This is a genomic window from Luteitalea sp., assembly GCF_044337415.1.
Classification (GTDB): Bacteria; Acidobacteriota; Vicinamibacteria; order Vicinamibacterales; family Vicinamibacteraceae; genus Luteitalea.
Genome location: NZ_JBIINP010000091.1, coordinates 1 through 16,842 on the forward strand (window position 1 = coordinate 1; position 16,842 = coordinate 16,842).

Here is a 16,842-nt window from a genome sequence, read left to right on the forward strand (position 1 = left end):
GCCAGGCCAGGCGGCGCCTGGAACAGCAGCGGCAGGCCGAGCACGTCGCGGTAGAACGCGACGGCAGCAGGGATGTCGGCCACGGTCAGCGCGATCTGGCCGATGGGTGCGGCAGTCAGGGGTCCGGACATGCGCGGCACGGTAGCACAGCATTGAGAATGCCGCGATGCCGCGATGCCGGAATGCCGAAAATCCCAAGCCCCAAGCCCCAAGCCCCAAGCCCCAAGCCCCAAGGGCGAAGGACAAAGGGGCGTAGGCGTCGGGCTTGCCCGACGCTCAGCGAGTGAAATGCCCCGGCGCGACTTCGGTGAGCGGCGCGTCGAGGTTCACCCTTCCGGGATCGAACGTGATGCGCTCGGGCGGCACGTCGGGGTCGGGCACGGGCACGGCCGAGAGCAGGGCCTGCGTGTACGGATGGCGCGGCGTGTCGAACAGCGACGCCACCGGCGCGAGCTCGACGATGCGGCCCTGGTACATGACGGCGACGCGCGTGCAGATGTGGCGCACCAGCCGGAGGTCGTGCGAGATGAACAGGTAGGTCAGCGACAACTGCTGCTGCAGCTGCGCCAGCAGGTTCACGATCTGCGCCTGCACGGAGACGTCGAGTGCCGACACCGGTTCGTCGGCGACGATCAGCGAGGGCTCGAGAGCCAGCGCGCGGGCGATGCCGATGCGCTGGCGCTGGCCGCCGCTGAACTCGTGCGGGTAGCGCGTCAGCGCGTCGCGGTCGAGGCCGACCAGCTCGAGCAGTTCGGTGGCGCGCGCGCGGCGCCACGTGGGCGTGCCCACCTGGTGGATGTCGAGGGGCTCCTCGAGGATCGTCGACACGCGGTGACGCGGGTTCAGCGAGGCGTACGGGTCCTGGAAGACCATCTGCATCTGGCGACGCATCGCCCGCAGCCGCCGCCTGTCGAGGGCGAGCACGTCCTCGCCCTGGAAGCGCACGCGTCCCGTCGTCGGCTCCACCAGCCGCAGCACGCAGCGTCCCGTCGTTGTCTTGCCGGAACCGGATTCGCCGACCAGGCCGAAGGTCTCGCCGGCCTCGATGGCGAAGCTCACGTCGCGCACGGCATGCGTCACGCGCGGCGCACGCCACAGGGCGCGCTGCTCGTAGCGCTTGCCGAGTCCCTCCACCTCGAGCAGCGGCATCACTCTCGGGCGAGTTCGGCGGCCTCGCGCACGAGCACGCAGCGCGAGGCGTGAGTCTCGTCGACCGGGTACATGTCGGGCGGGGCGGCATCGCAGGCGTCGTGCCGCCACGGGCAGCGCGGCGCGAAGGCACAGCCCGGGGGCTGATCCCTGAGCGAAGGCACCTGGCCTTCGATCGGCTCGAGGCGGCGCGCGCTGTGCGTCGACCCCGGCATCGCGCGCAGCAGGGCCTGCGTGTAGGGGTGGGCGGGGTTCTTGAACAACGCCCGCACCGGCGCCTGCTCGACGATGCGTCCGGCGTACATCACGGCGACGCGGTCGGCGGTGTGCGCGACGACCCCGAGGTCGTGCGTGATCAGCAGCAGCGACAGGCCGAACTCGTGCTTGAGCTGTCGCAGCAGGTTCAGGATCTCGGCCTGAATCGTCACGTCGAGGGCCGTGGTCGGCTCGTCGGCCACCAGCAGGGCCGGGCGGCAACAGAGGGCGAGCGCGATCAGGGCCCGCTGTCGGAGCCCGCCCGACAGCTGGTGCGGGTACTCGCCAAACCGCCGGGCCGGGTCGTCCATGCGCACCGTGGCGAGCAGCTCGAGCGCCGCGGCCTTCGGGTCGGCGCCGCCGCGCCCGTGGACGGTCATGGCCTCGACCAGCTGGCTGCCGATCGTGAGCACCGGATTCAGGGCGCTCATCGGTTCCTGGAAGATGAGCGAGATGCGCGCGCCTCGCACCTTCTCCATCTCGGCCTCGGGCAGGGCGAGGAGGTCGCGTCCGTCGAGGAGGATGTCGCCGGCGATGATGCGCCCCGGCGGTGGGACGAGCCGGAGGAGCGAGAACGCCGTCAGGGACTTGCCGCTGCCCGACTCGCCGACGAGGGCGAGGGTCTCGCCCGGGCCGATGTCGAAGCTGACGTCCTGCACGGCCGGCAGCCAGCGGTCCCCGTCCGGGAAGCCTGTCGAGAGGTGGCGAACGGAGAGCAGCGGCATGGCGAGGGCGGGGGAATCGTACCATCCGGCCCGTAGCGATGGGCCTCGCCTTGCGGGACGGGAGGCCGGCCGCTACAATCGGCCCAGATCCGTCGATCACATCTGGACCGCCTCTTCATGAAACGCAGCTGGCGCTCGACCGCACCGATCCTTCCCGCAGATCAGGTGTGCCTCGTCGAGCTGCGCGCAGGGCCCTCCCTTGCGCGCCGGAAGGGAGAACAGCGTGGACGACACCCTGAACCGCCTGGCGAAGGACCTGGCCGCAGCCATGGCCGAGGCCGTCGCCTCTGACTCGCGCGTGGACGCCTGCCGGGCGCGCGCGCGGGAGGCCGGGTACGACTTGCGGGTGACTCTCGATGCCGAGATCGGGTTCGCGGCCCGGTCGGGCCGACAACCGAAACGACAGGCGGCGCCAGGCACGCGCCCCTCGCACGCCACGCGACACGTGGCCATGAGCGACAACGACCGACGCTTCCTCAAGTCGCTGCGCATCGCCGCCGATGCGGCGACAGAAGAAGTCTAGAGACACGAAAGGCCGCCCGGGATGCTCGGGCGGCTTTTCGTGCAGATGCCGTCAATTCGAAATCTGAAATTCGAAATTCTCGGGCGAGGGCCTCGCGGCCACTCGCCTCGGGAAGCTGCGAGCGGCGAAGGCCGAAGGCCACGCCGCCTCGAATTTCAAATGTCCAATTTCAAATTGCCACCTCAGGCGATCAGGCTCTTCCCGGTCATCTCCGCCGGCTGAGGAATCCCCAACAGGTGCAGCAGCGTGGGCGCCACGTCGGTCAGCGCGCCGTCGCGGATCGTCTTGCCCACGGTGTCCGGGCCCACGAGGATCACCGGCACCAGGTTGGTCGTGTGGGCCGTGTGCGGGGCGTTGAGCTCGTAGTCCCACATCTGCTCGGCGTTGCCGTGATCGGCCGTCACGAGGGCCGTGCCGCCGGCGGCCAGCAATGCGTCGATGCAGCGCCCGAGGCACGCGTCCACGGCCTTGATCGCTGCAATCGCCGCGTCGAGCTTGCCCGTGTGCCCCACCATGTCCGGGTTGGCGAAGTTGCAGATGATGACGTCGTGCTTGTGGTGCGAGACGCTGTCGACGAACGCGTCGGCGACGCCTGACGCGCTCATCTCCGGCTGCAGGTCGTAGGTCGCCACCTTCGGCGACGGCAGCAGCACGCGGTCCTCGCCCGTGAAGGGCGTCTCGACGCCGCCGTTGAAGAAGTACGTCACGTGCGGGTACTTCTCCGTCTCGGCCAGGCGCATGTTCGTGAGCCCGTGCGCCTGCAGCACCTCCCCGAAGTACTGCGTGGCGGCCTGCGGCGGGAACGCGATCGGGTACGGGTACGTGGCGTCGTACTCGGTGAACGTCGTCAGCGCCACCTTCGGCCGGTCGCCCGTCGGGAAGCCGTCGAAGCCCTCCGAGAGCAGCGCGCGGATGATCTGGCGCGCGCGGTCGGCGCGGAAGTTGAAGAAGATCACCGTGTCGTCGTCGGCCATCGGGCCGACCGGCGCCCCGGCCTCGTCGACGATCGTGGCCGGCAGGATGAACTCGTCGGTGGTGTCCTTCGCGTAGGCCTCCGCGATCACCGTCGACGCGGCCGACCCGAACGGCGCCGTGCCCGTGACGATGGCGTCGTAGGCGAGCTTGACGCGCTCCCAGCGCTTGTCGCGGTCCATGGCGTAGTAGCGGCCCGACACGCTGGCGATGCGCGCGCCCGTCTCGGCACACACCGCCTCGAGGGCCTTCACGTAGCCGCGGCCCCCCTGCGGCGACGTGTCGCGGCCATCGGTGATCACGTGCACGAACACCTTCGGTGCGCCCATGTCCTTCGCGAGGCGCAGCAGCGCGTGCAGGTGTTCCTGGTGGCTGTGCACGCCGCCGTCCGACAGCAGGCCGAGCAGGTGCACGGCCGTGCCCTTGTCGATGGCGGCCTGGATGGCGGCCCGCAGCGCCGGCGTCTGCGCGAACGTGCCGTCACTGATCGCCTTGTCGATGCGGGTGAGGTCCTGGTACACCGTGCGCCCCGCGCCGAGGTTGGTGTGGCCGACCTCGGAGTTGCCCATCTGCCCGGCCGGCAGCCCCACGGCCTCGCCCGAGGCCTGCAGGGTGGCGCGTGGATAGGTTGCCCAGAGCTTCGTGAAGACCGGCGGTTCGGCCAGCTTCACGGCGTTCTGATCGGCCTCCTCGCGGAGGCCCCAGCCGTCCAGGATGATGAGCGCCACGGGGGCGCGATGGCTCGACATGTTTCGTCTGCGTGCGGGGAAGAAGAATTCAGGATTCGAAATTCGGAATGACGGGGAAGGCGAAGCACTGGAGCCCGCCTCCCCCTGAACTGCGAGTGCTAAGCCTTGAATTGCCTGATGGCGGCCTTGCCGGCGTACTTGGCGTTGCTGCCGAGCGCCTGCTCGATGCGCAGCAGCTGGTTGTACTTCGCGGTGCGGTCGCTGCGGCTGGCCGAACCGGTCTTGATCTGGCCGGCGCGCGTGCCCACGGCGAGGTCGGCGATGGTGCTGTCCTCGGTCTCGCCCGAGCGGTGCGAGGCGATCGTGGTGTAGCCGGCGTCCCAGGCGATCTTCATCGCGCGCAGCGTCTCGGTCACCGAGCCGATCTGGTTCACCTTGACGAGCAGCGAGTTGCAGATGCCGTACGCGATGCCCTCGCTCAGGATCTTCGGGTTGGTCACGAACGCGTCGTCACCCACCAGCTGCACCTTGTCGCCGAGCGTCTGGGTCATCAGCTTCCAGCCGTCCCAGTCGTTCTCGGCCAGGCCGTCCTCGATCGAGCAGATCGGGTACTGGCGGACCCAGTCGGCGAACAGTTCCACCATCTGCTCGCTGCTGCGGGTCGGCGAGCCCGACTTCTTGAACACGTACTGCTTGTCCTTGTAGAGCTCGCTGGAGGCGGTGTCGAGGGCGATCCACACCTCTTCGCCCGCCTTGAAGCCGGCCTTGGTGATGGCCTCCATCACGACGTCGAGCGCGTCCTGGTTGCTCTTGAGGCTCGGCGCGAAGCCGCCCTCGTCGCCGACGCCGGTCGACAGGCCACGGCCCTTCAGGATGCCGCGCAGCGTGTGGAAGATCTCGGTGCCCCAGCGCAGGCCCTCCGAGAAGCTCGGGGCGCCGAGCGGCATCACCATGAACTCCTGGAAGTCCACGGAGCTGTCGGCGTGCGCGCCGCCGTTGAGGATGTTCATCATCGGCGACGGCAGCAGGTCGGCCGGGCCGCCGCCCACCATCGCGTGGCGCAGCGCGCCGATGTACTCGTACAGCGGCACCTGCTTCTCGGCCGCGCCCGCCCGCAGCGCCGCCATCGACACGCCGAGCGTCGCGTTGGCACCCAGGCGGCTCTTGAACTCCGTGCCGTCGAGGGCAATCATCGCGTCGTCGAGCGACGTCTGGTCGAACTCCTTGCCGACGATGGCGTTGGCGATCTCGCCGTTGATGTTGGCGACCGCCTTGAGGACGCCCTTGCCGAGGTAGCGGCCCTTGTCGCCGTCGCGCAGCTCGAGCGCCTCGCGCTCGCCCGTGGACGCGCCCGAGGGCACCGCCGCGCGGCCGAAGGCGCCGCTGTCGAGGGTGATGTCGACTTCGACCGTGGGATTGCCGCGCGAGTCGAGAATCTCGCGTCCGATGACCTGCTTGATGATCACTGCGTAGGGCTCCTCTTTGGACTTTGAACTTCGACCTTCGGGGCTTGGGGCTGGGGGCTGGGAACTCAGGATCCTTCGACCTTCTGAGCCTTGAGCCCTGAGCCCTGAGCCTGCTGGATGATCGGTACTATCCTCGTGCGTCGGCTTCCTGCTCCCGCTGGCGCCTGTCGCCTTCGGGCATCTCGATCCAGGGCTCGTCGTCGGTCGTGACCACCACCACGCCCTTGGCCGTCACGGCGTGCCGCTTGCGGTCCTCCTCGAGGTTGTAGCCGATGACGGCGCCGCGCGGGATGAACACGTCGCGATCGATGATCGCGTTGCGGATCTTCGCGTGCCGGCCGACGCGCACGCCAGGCATCAGGATACTGCGGTCGATGTCGCAGTAGCTGTGCACGCGCACGTTCGGGCACAGGATGCTTCCGCGCACGGAACTGCCCGACACGATCACGCCCGACGAGATGATCGAGTCGAGGGCGTGGCCGCGCCGGCCCTCGTCGTCGAACACGAACTTGGCCGGGGGCGCCTGCGGCATCCACGTGCGGATCGGCCATTCCGGGTCGTACAGGTTGAACTCGGGGCTCACCTGCACGAGGTCCATGTTGGCCTCGTAGTAGGCGTCGAGTTCCCCGATGTCGCGCCAGTACTTGCCGGCCTTCTTGTTCTCGTCCGAGAACCGGTAGGAGTACACCGGGGCGTGGCCGATGAGGCGCGGCAGGATGTCCTTGCCGAAGTCGTGCTTGCTCGACTCCTGGGCGGCATCTTCCTCGAGGGCCTTGATCAGCAGGTCGGCCTCGAAGACGTAGATGCCCATGGAGGCGAGCGCCACGCCGGGCATCCCCGGGATGTGCTTGGGGTCGGCCGGCTTCTCCTCGAAGCCGATCACGCGCTCCTGCTCGTCCACCTGCAGCACGCCGAACCGTCGCGCCGCCTCCTCGACCGGCACCTCGTAGGTCGCCACGGTGGCCGCGGCGCCCTTCTCGATGTGCCAGCGCAGCATCTTCGAGTAATCCATCTTGTAGATGTGATCCCCCGAGAGGATGACGACCCGCTTGGGGCCCTCGCGGGCCACCGAGTACAGGTTCTGGTACACGGCGTCGGCCGTGCCCAGGTACCAGTTGTCGCTGACGCGCTTCTGCGGCGGCAGGATCTCGATGAACTCGCCGAGTTCCTCGGCCACCACGCTCCAGCCCTGACGGATGTGGCGGTTCAGCGAGAGGCTCTTGTACTGCGTGACGATGAAGATGCGACGCAGCCCGGCGTTGATGCAGTTGCTGAGCGTGAAGTCGATGATGCGGTACGGTCCGCCGAAGTACACCGCGGGCTTGGCGCGTTCCTTCGTCAGCGGGAACAGGCGTTCACCCACCCCTCCGGCCAGGACGATGACGAGCGAGTCGTTGAGCATGGGCTACCCGGGTCCAGTGCGCGCGGTCCGGGCTGCCCGGCCCCGCGTGCCGAATGCGCCCCACCGGGGCGCGTCAGGCAGGAGTGGCGGCCGGCCGCCCGGGCCAACCCGCCGACCCCAGCGTCAGCGTCAGGAATTCTATCTCCCGTCGGGCGTTGTGGCGCTTTCGCCGGGGTTTTTGCCCACCGTACGCCTTGGACTTTCGTGCCGACCGGTCATATGATCCCGAATCTTGGGCATGCACTGCCGCATGCCGGGGGATTGGCTTCATGCGACAGACGACTCAGCTCACGTGGCTTGCGACGGCCCTCGCCGTCGGCCTCGGCCTCGGCCTCGCGCCGGTGCACGCGCAAAAGAAGGACGACAAGGCGGCCCCGCCCGCGGACCCGAAGCAGGTGCTGATCAGCGCCATCGTCGGGGCCACGAACGAGGCGATGAAGGGCGCGGCCGGGACCACGGTCTACAACGCCGACCCGGTCACCCGCTCGGTGGTCGCCGACCCGGCCACGACGGTCGAGATGACGCTGGCCATCGACTACCTGAAGGCCTCCGACAACAAGATCTACGCCCCGTTCACGGTCACGGTCCAGCCGGACGCGATCGGCAAGGGCGCCAATTTCGGGGCCTACATCCGGCTCGCGCCCAAGGGCGCCGTGCCGCCCGCCGCGCCCCCGCCGCTGGACCCGAAGGCCCAGAAGGAAAAGGAAAAGCAGGACAAGAAGAACAAGAAGAAGGGCAAGGAGGCGCAGGACCTCGCCGGCCAGGCCGTGTCGGGCGTCGAGTACCCGTGGGAGGACTACTACGACCTCACGGCGACGCCGCGTGGCCCCGGCGGCCCGCTCACGTTCAGCCGGCCCTTCAGCGTCGCGGCGGGTGAGTACGACGCCTACATCGCCGTCACCGTCAAGGACCCGGCCGCCGTGCCCGGCCCGGTGAAGATCGCGGTGCACAAGTCGACGATCACGGTGCCCGACTACTGGGCCGACACGTTCCAGATCTCGAGCGTGTTCCTGGCCAACAAGGTCACCCCGCTCGCCGAGGTGCCTTCGGGCGAGGCGCAGAAGCTCAAGCCGTACGTGATCGGCAACCTCGAGGTCGCCAAGGCCGTCGACGGCAAGTTCGCCAGCGCCGACGAGCTCTCGATTTTCTTCATCATCTACGGCGTGGCCCTCGGCGACGACAAGAAGCCCGACGTCACCATCGAGTGGCAGCCGTTCAAGAAGGGCCCGCTGGGCGAAGCCAAGTTCCGTGGCGTTGCGCCCCAGAAGCTCAACAGCGAGACCCTCCCGCCGGGCTTCGACGTGGCCCAGGGCCACCAGTTGGTGGGCAGCCTGAACGTCCCCGTGTCGGCTTTCGAGGCGGGGGACTATCGCTTGGCGGTCAAAGTGACGGACAATAAGACCGGCAAGTCCCTGACCCACGACGTGGCGTTCACGGTCGCCGGCTCCTAGCCGACGACGGTGACCCCGGGGCGCCCCGCGGGATTCTTCCCGCGGAGCGTTCCCAGTGGACCTGTCACTGGAGTTCCCATGACCCGATCGGTGACCCTGTCGGCGCTCGCGCTCGGCCTGAGTCTCGCCTCCGTGGCGGACGCACAGCCGCTCGTGCAGGCACGCGCCCACTCAGGTCCGTCATCGGTCACTCCCGGCGTGGCGCTCGTCGCCGGACGCATCGAGGGGGTCGTCACCGACGACCGCGGTGCGCCCATCCCGGGGGTTGCGGTCTCGGCGCTCGGCCCCGATGCCCTGTTCGGGGTCACCGACCAGTCGGGCCGTTTCGTCTTCTCGGCCGTGCCGGTCGGCACGTACCTGATTCGCGCCCAGCGCGCCGGCTACCGCGCCTCGATGCGCGAGTTCGTCGACGTCACCCCCGCCACGAGCGCCCGGCACACCGTCAAGCTCGCCCGGCTGTCAGGCACCGCCGCGCCGGCCGCACCGGCGTCGGTCCCCGAGACGCCGACGCCCGTGATGGCTGCAGGATTCGGCGGCGGCACCACGATTGCGCCCACGGCGCCCGCGGCGACGGAAGGCGAGGATCACGAGCACTCCCCGCGCCTGTGGCGGCTGCGGCACATGAAGCGGTCGGTGCTGCGCGACACGCAGGGCCAGTACGCCTTCGATGCGCTCGACGAGGACTTCGACTGGCTAGACGAGCGCCTCGGGAACCCCACGGTCGAAGCCTCGGCCCGTAGCACGTCGTCGTACTTGGGCGGCGATGCCTCTTTGTCGGGGCAGATCCAGTTCCTCACCGCCACCGCGTTCGACGAGGGCGGCGGCGGAGAAGGCATGTCGTGGGCCCAGGGCCCGGCTGGCGTGGCCTACGCGACCGTCGGCGCTCCCATCGGGAACACGGGCGGCTGGTCGGTGCGGGGCGCCATCGGACGCGGCGACATGTCGTCGTGGATCGTCGCGGGCAACTACCTGCGGCCGACCGAAGCCCGCCATGCGCTCGACCTCGGCGCGTCGTTCGCGGCCCAGAACTTCTCCGACGAAACACCGGCCGCCCTCCTGAGCGTGCCGGAGCGGAGCCGCGTCGCCGGCACGATCCACGCGTTCGACACGTGGCGGCTGCACCGCCGCGCGGTGGTCACCTACGGCGCGCGGTACGCCTACCACGACTACCTCGATCGGCCGACGCTGCTGAGCCCGAGCGCGTCGATGTCGGTCTCGCCGACCGACAAGACCTGGGTGCGCGTCGCCGTCACCCAGCAGATGCTCGCCCCGGGCGCCGAGGAGTTCGACGCGCGCAACCTGTCGGCCTTCTCCGTGCCGCCGCAGCGCACCTTCACCTCGGCCTCGCTCGGCGGGCGCCTGAGTGCGCAGCGCACCCGGCACGTGGAGGTCGGCCTCGAGCGCCAGATCGGCCAGGTGCTCCTCAACGTGCGCCGGTTCGAGCAGGCCGTCGACAACCAGCTGGTGGCGATGTTCGGCACGGGCCCGCAGGGACTCGGCGCCGACCTCGGGCACTACGTCGTCGCCAACGGCGGCAACGTCAACGCCGGCGGCTGGGTGATGGGCATCGCGCAGGACGCCGGCCCGCGCTTCCGCGGCAGCCTGGAGTACACCGTGGCCCGCGCCCAGTGGTTCGGCACCGGCGAACGCGGCGTGATCGCGCTGATGGCGCCCTCGGCCGACCGCATGGGGAATGAGCGCATCCACGACGTGACGGCGCGCGTGATCACCGACGTCCCCGAGTCGGGCACGCGCGTGGCGGCTACCTGGAAGGTCAACACGGCGTTCTCGCGCCGCAGCCCCAATCTGGCCGACGCCGCGACCGATGCCCGCTTCGACGTGCAGATCTCGCAGCGGCTGCCGTTCCTCAGCGCCACCGGCGCCGATTGGGAGTTCGTGGTGGCCGTCCGGAACCTGTTCCGCGATGGCGAGGCCATCGGCTCCATCTACGACGAACTCCTCGTCATCCGTCCGCCCAAGCGTGTGGTGGGCGGCGTCCTCGTCAAGTTCTGACGCGCGCCCCAGGCGCGTGTCCGCACGCACGCCCCGTTGCGGCTGCAAGTGCCGCTTGAGCGGCGATCCAAGAAAATGTCAGCCCGATCCCTTTCCTTGGAGCCGCCAGGCCTCCGGCGGCAACCCCGTCGCCGACATCCTCGGAAATGCCTGAAAAACAGGTACTTGCGCCGCGTGGCGCCAGGCGAGGAGTGGAACGTCCTTTGCTTTGCTCATGGTGAATCGACGCGCCCGGCTGCCCAGGCCAGTACCTCGTCGACACACAACCGATGACCGAGGGTATCTGGCCAACATCCCCAGAGGGGCCGAGGCGCGTGCAATGGGGCCGCGCCGCCCTCGCCGTGCTCGTCACGGCGGTCCTCCTCGCGTTGGTCGGCGCCAACATCGCGGTCCGCTTCGCGTGGGTCGAGATCGAGGACGGCATCCTGTGGGAGGCGCGTGCCGAGGGCGTCGTGGCGGCCAACGTCGGCGGCGATGGAGCGGGCGCGCGCGCCGGCATCCGCCCGGGTGACGTGCTCGTCGCGGTCAACGGCCGCGGCATCGACCGCGTGGAGCAGGTGCTCGACGCGCAGCATGGCAGCCAGCGTGGCCGGCCGCTCTCCTACGTCATCTCGCGGGCCGGGTACGAACGCCCGCTGCGCCTCGACCTGCAGCCCCTCCCCGATGGCGCCCGCCTGCTGTACTACGCGATGGCTGCCGTCGCCATCTTCGCGCTGCTGGTCGGCTGCTCGGTCCGCGTGCAGCGTCCGCGCGATCCGGCCACCCTGCACTTCTTCTGGCTGACGGTCGCCTTCTTCGGGGTGTGCGGGTTCTCGTACAGCGGTCGCCTCGACCGCCTCGACTGGGTCTTCTACTGGGCCGACGTCGTGGCGATGCTGGCGCTGCCGCCGCTGTTCGTCCACTTCGCCCTCGTGTTCCCGGAGCGCCAGGACGGCTGGGCCAACTCCTCGCGCGGCCGCGCGGCCGTGCCGCTCCTGTACCTGCCGGCGATCCTGCTGGGCCTGACGCGCGCGTCGGTGCTCGCGGCCGGGGCGTTGCCGGGCGACAGCCTCGAGAACTGGGTGGTCGCGCTCGATCGCGCCGAGATGCTGCAGCTGGTGGCGGCGCTCGTGATCGGCCAGACGATCATGACCCGCACGCTGGGCCGCCTGCGCTCGGTGACCGCGCGTCGGCAGCTGCGCTGGATCGTGTGGGGCACGCTCGCCGGGGCGCTGCCCTTCGCCATGTTCTACGGCCTGCCGTACGCGCTCGGCTACCAGCCGTGGGAAGCGATGGGCCTGCTCGTGGTGCTGCTGGCGCTGGTGCCGCTCGCCTTCGCCTCGGCGGTGGTCCGCTACCGCCTGATGGACGTCGAGGTGATCATCAAGCGCACCGTCGTCTATGCCACGGTGCTCGCGGCGATCGCGACGATCTACACCCTCACGCTGCGCCTCGCCAGCGAGATGTTCCTCGGCGGTTCCGAGCAGCACAACTCGGTCATCGCGATTCTCGCGACGCTGCTGGTGGTGTTGCTGGCGCCGATGGTCAAGAACGCCATCCAGACGGCGCTCGACTACGCGCACTACCGCGACCGCTACGACTATCGCCGCGCGCTGCTCGCCTTCGCGCGCGACCTCAACGCCGACCTCGACCTCGACAGGCTCGCCGAGCGGCTGGTGCAGCGCCTCGCCGACACGTTCGGCGTCGATCGCGTCACGTTGCTCGTGGCCGGCGCCCCCGGCGGCGAGGGCTTCTCCGCGCACCGCGCCGTCGGCGCCGCGCCGTCCGAGGTGCCGTGCCTGAAGCGCTTCTCCGGGATCGGCACGCGGCTCGAGAGCGGGCAGGTGGTGAATCTCGACGACCCGTTCACGGTGCGTCGGTTCGCGGCCGAGGAAGTGCGTGGGTGGCGCGACCACGGGCTGCACTACTTCGTGCCCTGCCTGGCCAAGGACGGCCCGATTGCCGTCATCGGCCTCGGCTCGCGCCCGAGTGGCGAGCCGCTCAGCACCGAGGACCTCACGCTGCTCAACGCCGTCGCCGCGCAGGTCGCCACCGCCATCGAGAACGGCCGTCTCTACCAGGCGCTGCGCGACAAGGCCGAGGAACTCGACCGGATGCGCGAGTTCAACGAGAACGTCGTGCAGTCGCTGCAGGACGGCCTGCTCGTGATCGACCTGCAGGGCACCGTGGTGCACTGGAACCCGGCGATGGAGCAGATCGCCGGCGTGCCGGCGTCGCAGGCCGTGGGCCGCCGCGTCGACGAGCTGTTCGACCCCGAGTTCCTCGCGGCGGTGCGCATGGCCGAGCGCGACGGCAGCTCGGAAGCCGCCACCATCTACCGCACGCCGCTGGTCTCGCGCCACGCCGACGGCGCCCGCAAGCGGCTGGTCAACGCCGCGATGCACCCGCTGCGCGGCTCGTCGAGCTCGCCCCTCGGTTCGGTGCTGATGGTCGAGGACATCACCTCGCGCGTGCAGCTCGAGGAGCAGCTCCAGATCTCCGAGAAGATGGCCTCGATCGGCCTGCTGGCCGCCGGCGTCGCGCACGAGGTGAACACGCCCCTCACCGGCATCTCGAGCTTCACGCAGATGCTGCTCGAGAACGCCGACCCCGAGGATCCGCGCACGCGCCTGCTCGAGAAGATCGAGCGCCAGACCTTCCGCGCGGCCAAGATCGTCAACAGCCTGCTGCACCTCTCGCGGCCGGTGCAGAGCGAGACCGGCCCGGTCGACCTGCACGTGGTGATCAACGACGTGCTGTCGTTGCTCGAGCACCAGTTCCGGACCGCGAGCGTGCAGGTGCGCAAGGACCTGCAGGCCGACGGCCCGATGGTCCGCGCCGTCGAGCACAAGCTGCAGCAGGTGTTCCTGAACCTCTTCCTCAACGCGCGCGACGCCATGCCCAAGGGGGGCTGGCTGGCCATCGCGACGCACCGCGACGGCGATCACGTCGTCGTCGAGGTGAGCGACACCGGGGCGGGCATCCCCGCCGAGCACCTGGCGCGCATCTACGACCCCTTCTTCTCGACCAAGCCCATCGGGCAGGGCACCGGGCTCGGCCTCTCGATCACGTACGGCATCGTGCAGGAGCACGACGGCACCATCGTGTGTGACAGCCAGGTCGGGCAGGGAACGCGGTTCTCGCTGTCGTTCCCCCGGCTGGGCGGCACGCGCGTGGACGCTGCAGGCACGGGCGCCGGCTGACGGCCCCGGAGACGACACTTCGCAATGGCCACTGGCAGGGGAACGATTCTCGTCATCGACGACGAGGAGGTGATGCGTGAGGTCCTCGAGGCGCTGCTCGGGCGCGAGGGCTACGACGTGCGCCTGGCCGTCAACGGCATGGAGGGCCTCGAGCTGGCCCGCGCCCACGCCTTCGATGCCGCGATCGTCGACGTGATGATGCCGGGCATGGACGGCCTCGCCGTGCTGGGCGAGCTGCGCGCGATGGACGAGGACCTCCCCGTGGTGATGGTCACCGCCTTCGCCTCGGTCGAGACGGCGCTCTCGGCGATGAAGCGCGGCGCCTTCGACTACATCACCAAGCCGTTCAAGAACGACGAGGTCGCCGGCGTCCTCCGCAACGCCGTGGAACGCACGCGCCTGTCGCGCGAGAACCGCATCCTGCGGCAGAACCTCCAGACGCACGGCAGCAAGTTCGCCAACATCATCGGCCGCAGCAGCAAGATGCGGCAGGTGTTCGACCTGGTGATCCAGGCGGCGCCGAGCCGCTCCACCGTGCTCGTGTACGGCGAGAGCGGCACGGGCAAGGAGCTGGTCGCGCGCGCGCTCCACAACAACTCGCTGCGCGCCGACAAGGCCTTCGTCACCGTCAACTCCGGCAACCTGCCGCCCGATCTCCTGGAGAGCAACCTCTTCGGGCACGTCAAGGGCGCCTTCACCGGCGCGGTGGCCCCCAAGAAGGGCCTGTTCGAGGTCGCCGACAAGGGCAGCATCTTCTTCGACGAGATCGGCAACGTCCCGCTCGAGACCCAGGCCAAGCTGCTGCGCGTGATCCAGGAGCGCGAGTTCATGCGGCTCGGCGGCGTCGACACGATCAAGGTCGACGTGCGCATCATCGCCGCCACCAACGTCGACCTGCGCACGATGGTGGACGACGGCCGGTTCCGCGAGGACCTGTACTACCGGCTGCACGTCATCACCGTGAACCTCCCGCCGCTGCGCACGCGCAAGGAGGACGTCCCGCTGCTGGTGCAGCACTTCCTCGAGAAGTACGGCGAGGAGAACAACCGCAAGGATCTCGAGCTCGCGCCCGAGGCCCTCGACCTGCTCCTCGACTACGACTGGCCCGGCAACGTCCGCGAACTCGAGAACGTGATCGAGCGCGCCGTCGTGCTCTGCCCGGGGTCGCGCATCGGGCCCGACCTGATCCCCGACACCGTCCGCACCTCGCGGCGCTTCCACATCCCGAATTTCGTGCTGCCCCCCGAGGGCATCTCGTTCAAGGACGTCACCAGCGACTTCGAGCGCCGCCTGATCGAGACGACGCTCGAGGCGGCCGGCGGCGTGCAGAAGCGGGCGGCGGAACTCCTGCACATCAAGCCGACCACGCTCAACGAGATGATCAAGCGCTACGACATCCGCCCGCGGCGCAAGAAGGGCGACGAGCCCGGCCAGTAGGCCCACGTGCCAGGGCCCGGTGTGCGGGCGGCGTGCGCAGCCGGGCGGCCTCCGGGCGTCTGGCACGGAATGCCTGCCGTAGCTCGCCGGGACGCCCCGGCAGTAGCATGGTTCCGGGAGGACCGAGTCCGATGCTGTTCAGGCAGATCCCCGACCAGGGGCTCTCGCAATACGCGTATCTCGTGGGCTGCCAGCGCACGGGCGAGGCGCTGCTGATCGACCCCGAGCGCGACATCGACCGCTACGACCGGATCGCCGCCGCCGAGGGCCTCCGCATCACGACGGTCGCCGAGACCCACATCCACGCCGACTACCTGTCCGGCCTGCGCGAGTTCGCCGAACGCCCGGGCCTGCGCGTCGTGCTGTCGAAGGCCGGGCCTCCCGACTGGCAGTACGCCTGGATCGGCGCCGGCCAGGCGGAATACCTGCCGGTGGGCGACGGCGACCGCTTCACGGTCGGCCGCATCGACATCGAGGTGCGACACACGCCCGGCCACACGCCCGAGCACATCGTCTTCGTGGTGACCGACCGCGGATCCGGCGCCGACGACCCGATCGGCGTCGCCACCGGCGACTTCCTGTTCGTCGGCGACGTCGGCCGCCCGGACCTCCTCGAGTCTGCCGCGGGGCAGGTGGGCGCGATGCGCCCGGCCGCGGTGCAGTTGCAGGCCTCGCTGCGGCAGGTCGCGGCCTGGCCCGAGTTCATGCAGGTGTGGCCGGGCCACGGTGCGGGCAGCGCCTGCGGCAAGGCCCTGGGGGCCGTGCCCACGTCGACTGTCGGCTACGAGCGGCGCTTCAATGGCGTGCTCTCGCTCGCGTCCGACCCCGGCGCGGCGTTCGTGGACGCAATCCTCGATGGGCAGCCGGAGCCGCCGCCGTACTTCGCGCGCATGAAGCGGCTCAATCGCGATGGCGCGGCGTTGCTCGGTCCCGTGCCCGTCCCGCCGCAGCTCTCGCTCGAGGACGTGGTCGCGCATCCTGAGTACGTCGTGCTCGACACGCGCGAGGACCGCGCGGCGTTCATGGCCGCCCACCTGCCGGGCAGCCTCCATGCGCCACGCACGCGCCAGTTCACCGGGACCACCGGCGCCTACGTCGAGCCGGGCCAGCCCCTCGTGTTGCTGACCGATGCCCCCGACGTCGACGCGCTCGTCCGCGCCCTCGTGCGCATCGGCCTCGACGACATCGCCGGCTGGGTGCCGGTGGAGGAGTTCGAGCGGTGGCGGGATGCCGGCGGAGCCACCGCGTCGATTGCCCGAGTGAGCTTCGCGGAGGCACCGCAGCCGGGTGACGGCGCCACCTGGCTCGACGTGCGCGGGGCGGCGGAGTTCGCGGCCGACCACGTGCCGGGCGCCCTGCATGTGCCGCAGAGTCGCCTCGGAGTGGAACAGGCGCGCGTCCCCCAGGGTGGGCCGGTGGTCGTCCACTGTGCGACTGGCGGTCGCGCGGCCCTGGCCAGCGCGTTCCTGGCGCGCCTCGGCCACGATGTGCGTTACGTGGACGACGACTTCACGCGCTGGCGGCGGGAGTCGATCTCCCGGGACGATCACTGACCGTCGGGCAAGCCCGACGGCTACG

12 protein-coding genes are annotated in these 16,842 nt (G+C 69.9%); 6 read left to right on the forward strand and 6 right to left on the reverse strand.

The features are described 5' to 3' along the window. From ACIRDX_RS13685 to ACIRDX_RS13695, 3 genes are all read right to left on the reverse strand, one after another. Positions 1-131, reverse strand: a 131-nt coding sequence (locus tag ACIRDX_RS13685) for a VOC family protein (RefSeq protein ID WP_396626006.1), incomplete at its 3' end; no start/stop codon positions are given. 145 nt (positions 132-276) lie between these two features. Further along, positions 277-1,149, reverse strand: coding sequence for an ATP-binding cassette domain-containing protein (locus ACIRDX_RS13690; protein ID WP_396625995.1), 873 nt, complete (start codon positions 1,147-1,149; stop codon positions 277-279). Then, complete coding sequence (locus ACIRDX_RS13695) at positions 1,149-2,129, reverse strand: ABC transporter ATP-binding protein (protein WP_396625996.1); 981 nt, start codon at positions 2,127-2,129, stop codon at positions 1,149-1,151. The genes ACIRDX_RS13690 and ACIRDX_RS13695 overlap by 1 nt, the downstream gene beginning before the upstream one ends. 223 nt (positions 2,130-2,352) lie before the next feature. On the opposite strand from ACIRDX_RS13695, the gene ACIRDX_RS13700 reads away from it, so the two are divergent. Further along, a complete protein-coding gene (locus ACIRDX_RS13700) occupies positions 2,353-2,652 on the forward strand; it encodes a hypothetical protein (RefSeq protein WP_396625997.1) in 300 nt (99 codons plus the stop codon). 182 nt (positions 2,653-2,834) lie between these two features. On the opposite strand, the gene gpmI is transcribed toward ACIRDX_RS13700, so the two are convergent. The 3 genes from gpmI to glgC all read right to left on the reverse strand — a co-directional run bounded on the left by gpmI (position 2,835) and on the right by glgC (position 7,181). Then, positions 2,835-4,373: a 2,3-bisphosphoglycerate-independent phosphoglycerate mutase gene (gpmI, locus tag ACIRDX_RS13705; RefSeq protein WP_396625998.1), complete on the reverse strand. Its 1,539-nt coding sequence runs from the start codon at positions 4,371-4,373 to the stop codon at positions 2,835-2,837. Between the two features lie 98 nt (positions 4,374-4,471). Next, complete coding sequence (eno, locus tag ACIRDX_RS13710) at positions 4,472-5,779, reverse strand: phosphopyruvate hydratase (RefSeq protein WP_396625999.1); 1,308 nt, start codon at positions 5,777-5,779, stop codon at positions 4,472-4,474. A 127-nt stretch (positions 5,780-5,906) separates the two neighbouring features. Then, positions 5,907-7,181 (reverse strand): glucose-1-phosphate adenylyltransferase, encoded by a 1,275-nt coding sequence (gene glgC, locus ACIRDX_RS13715; RefSeq protein WP_396626000.1) that lies wholly within the window; start codon positions 7,179-7,181, stop codon positions 5,907-5,909. Between the two features lie 269 nt (positions 7,182-7,450). On the opposite strand from glgC, the gene ACIRDX_RS13720 reads away from it, so the two are divergent. From ACIRDX_RS13720 to ACIRDX_RS13740, 5 genes are all read left to right on the forward strand, one after another. Further along, positions 7,451-8,632, forward strand: a complete 1,182-nt coding sequence (locus tag ACIRDX_RS13720) for a hypothetical protein (RefSeq protein WP_396626001.1) — start codon at positions 7,451-7,453, stop codon at positions 8,630-8,632. Positions 8,633-8,710: 78 nt separating this feature from the next. Then, complete coding sequence (locus tag ACIRDX_RS13725) at positions 8,711-10,645, forward strand: carboxypeptidase regulatory-like domain-containing protein (RefSeq protein WP_396626002.1); 1,935 nt, start codon at positions 8,711-8,713, stop codon at positions 10,643-10,645. Between the two features lie 314 nt (positions 10,646-10,959). Next, complete coding sequence (locus ACIRDX_RS13730; RefSeq protein ID WP_396626003.1) at positions 10,960-13,827, forward strand: ATP-binding protein; 2,868 nt, start codon at positions 10,960-10,962, stop codon at positions 13,825-13,827. 24 nt (positions 13,828-13,851) lie between these two features. Further along, a complete protein-coding gene (locus ACIRDX_RS13735) occupies positions 13,852-15,264 on the forward strand; it encodes a sigma-54-dependent transcriptional regulator (RefSeq protein WP_396626004.1) in 1,413 nt (470 codons plus the stop codon). A gap of 131 nt (positions 15,265-15,395) precedes the next feature. Further along, entirely contained in the window at positions 15,396-16,817 is a 1,422-nt protein-coding gene (locus tag ACIRDX_RS13740) for a rhodanese-like domain-containing protein (RefSeq protein ID WP_396626005.1), read from the forward strand. The last annotated feature ends 25 nt before the right edge of the window (positions 16,818-16,842 follow it).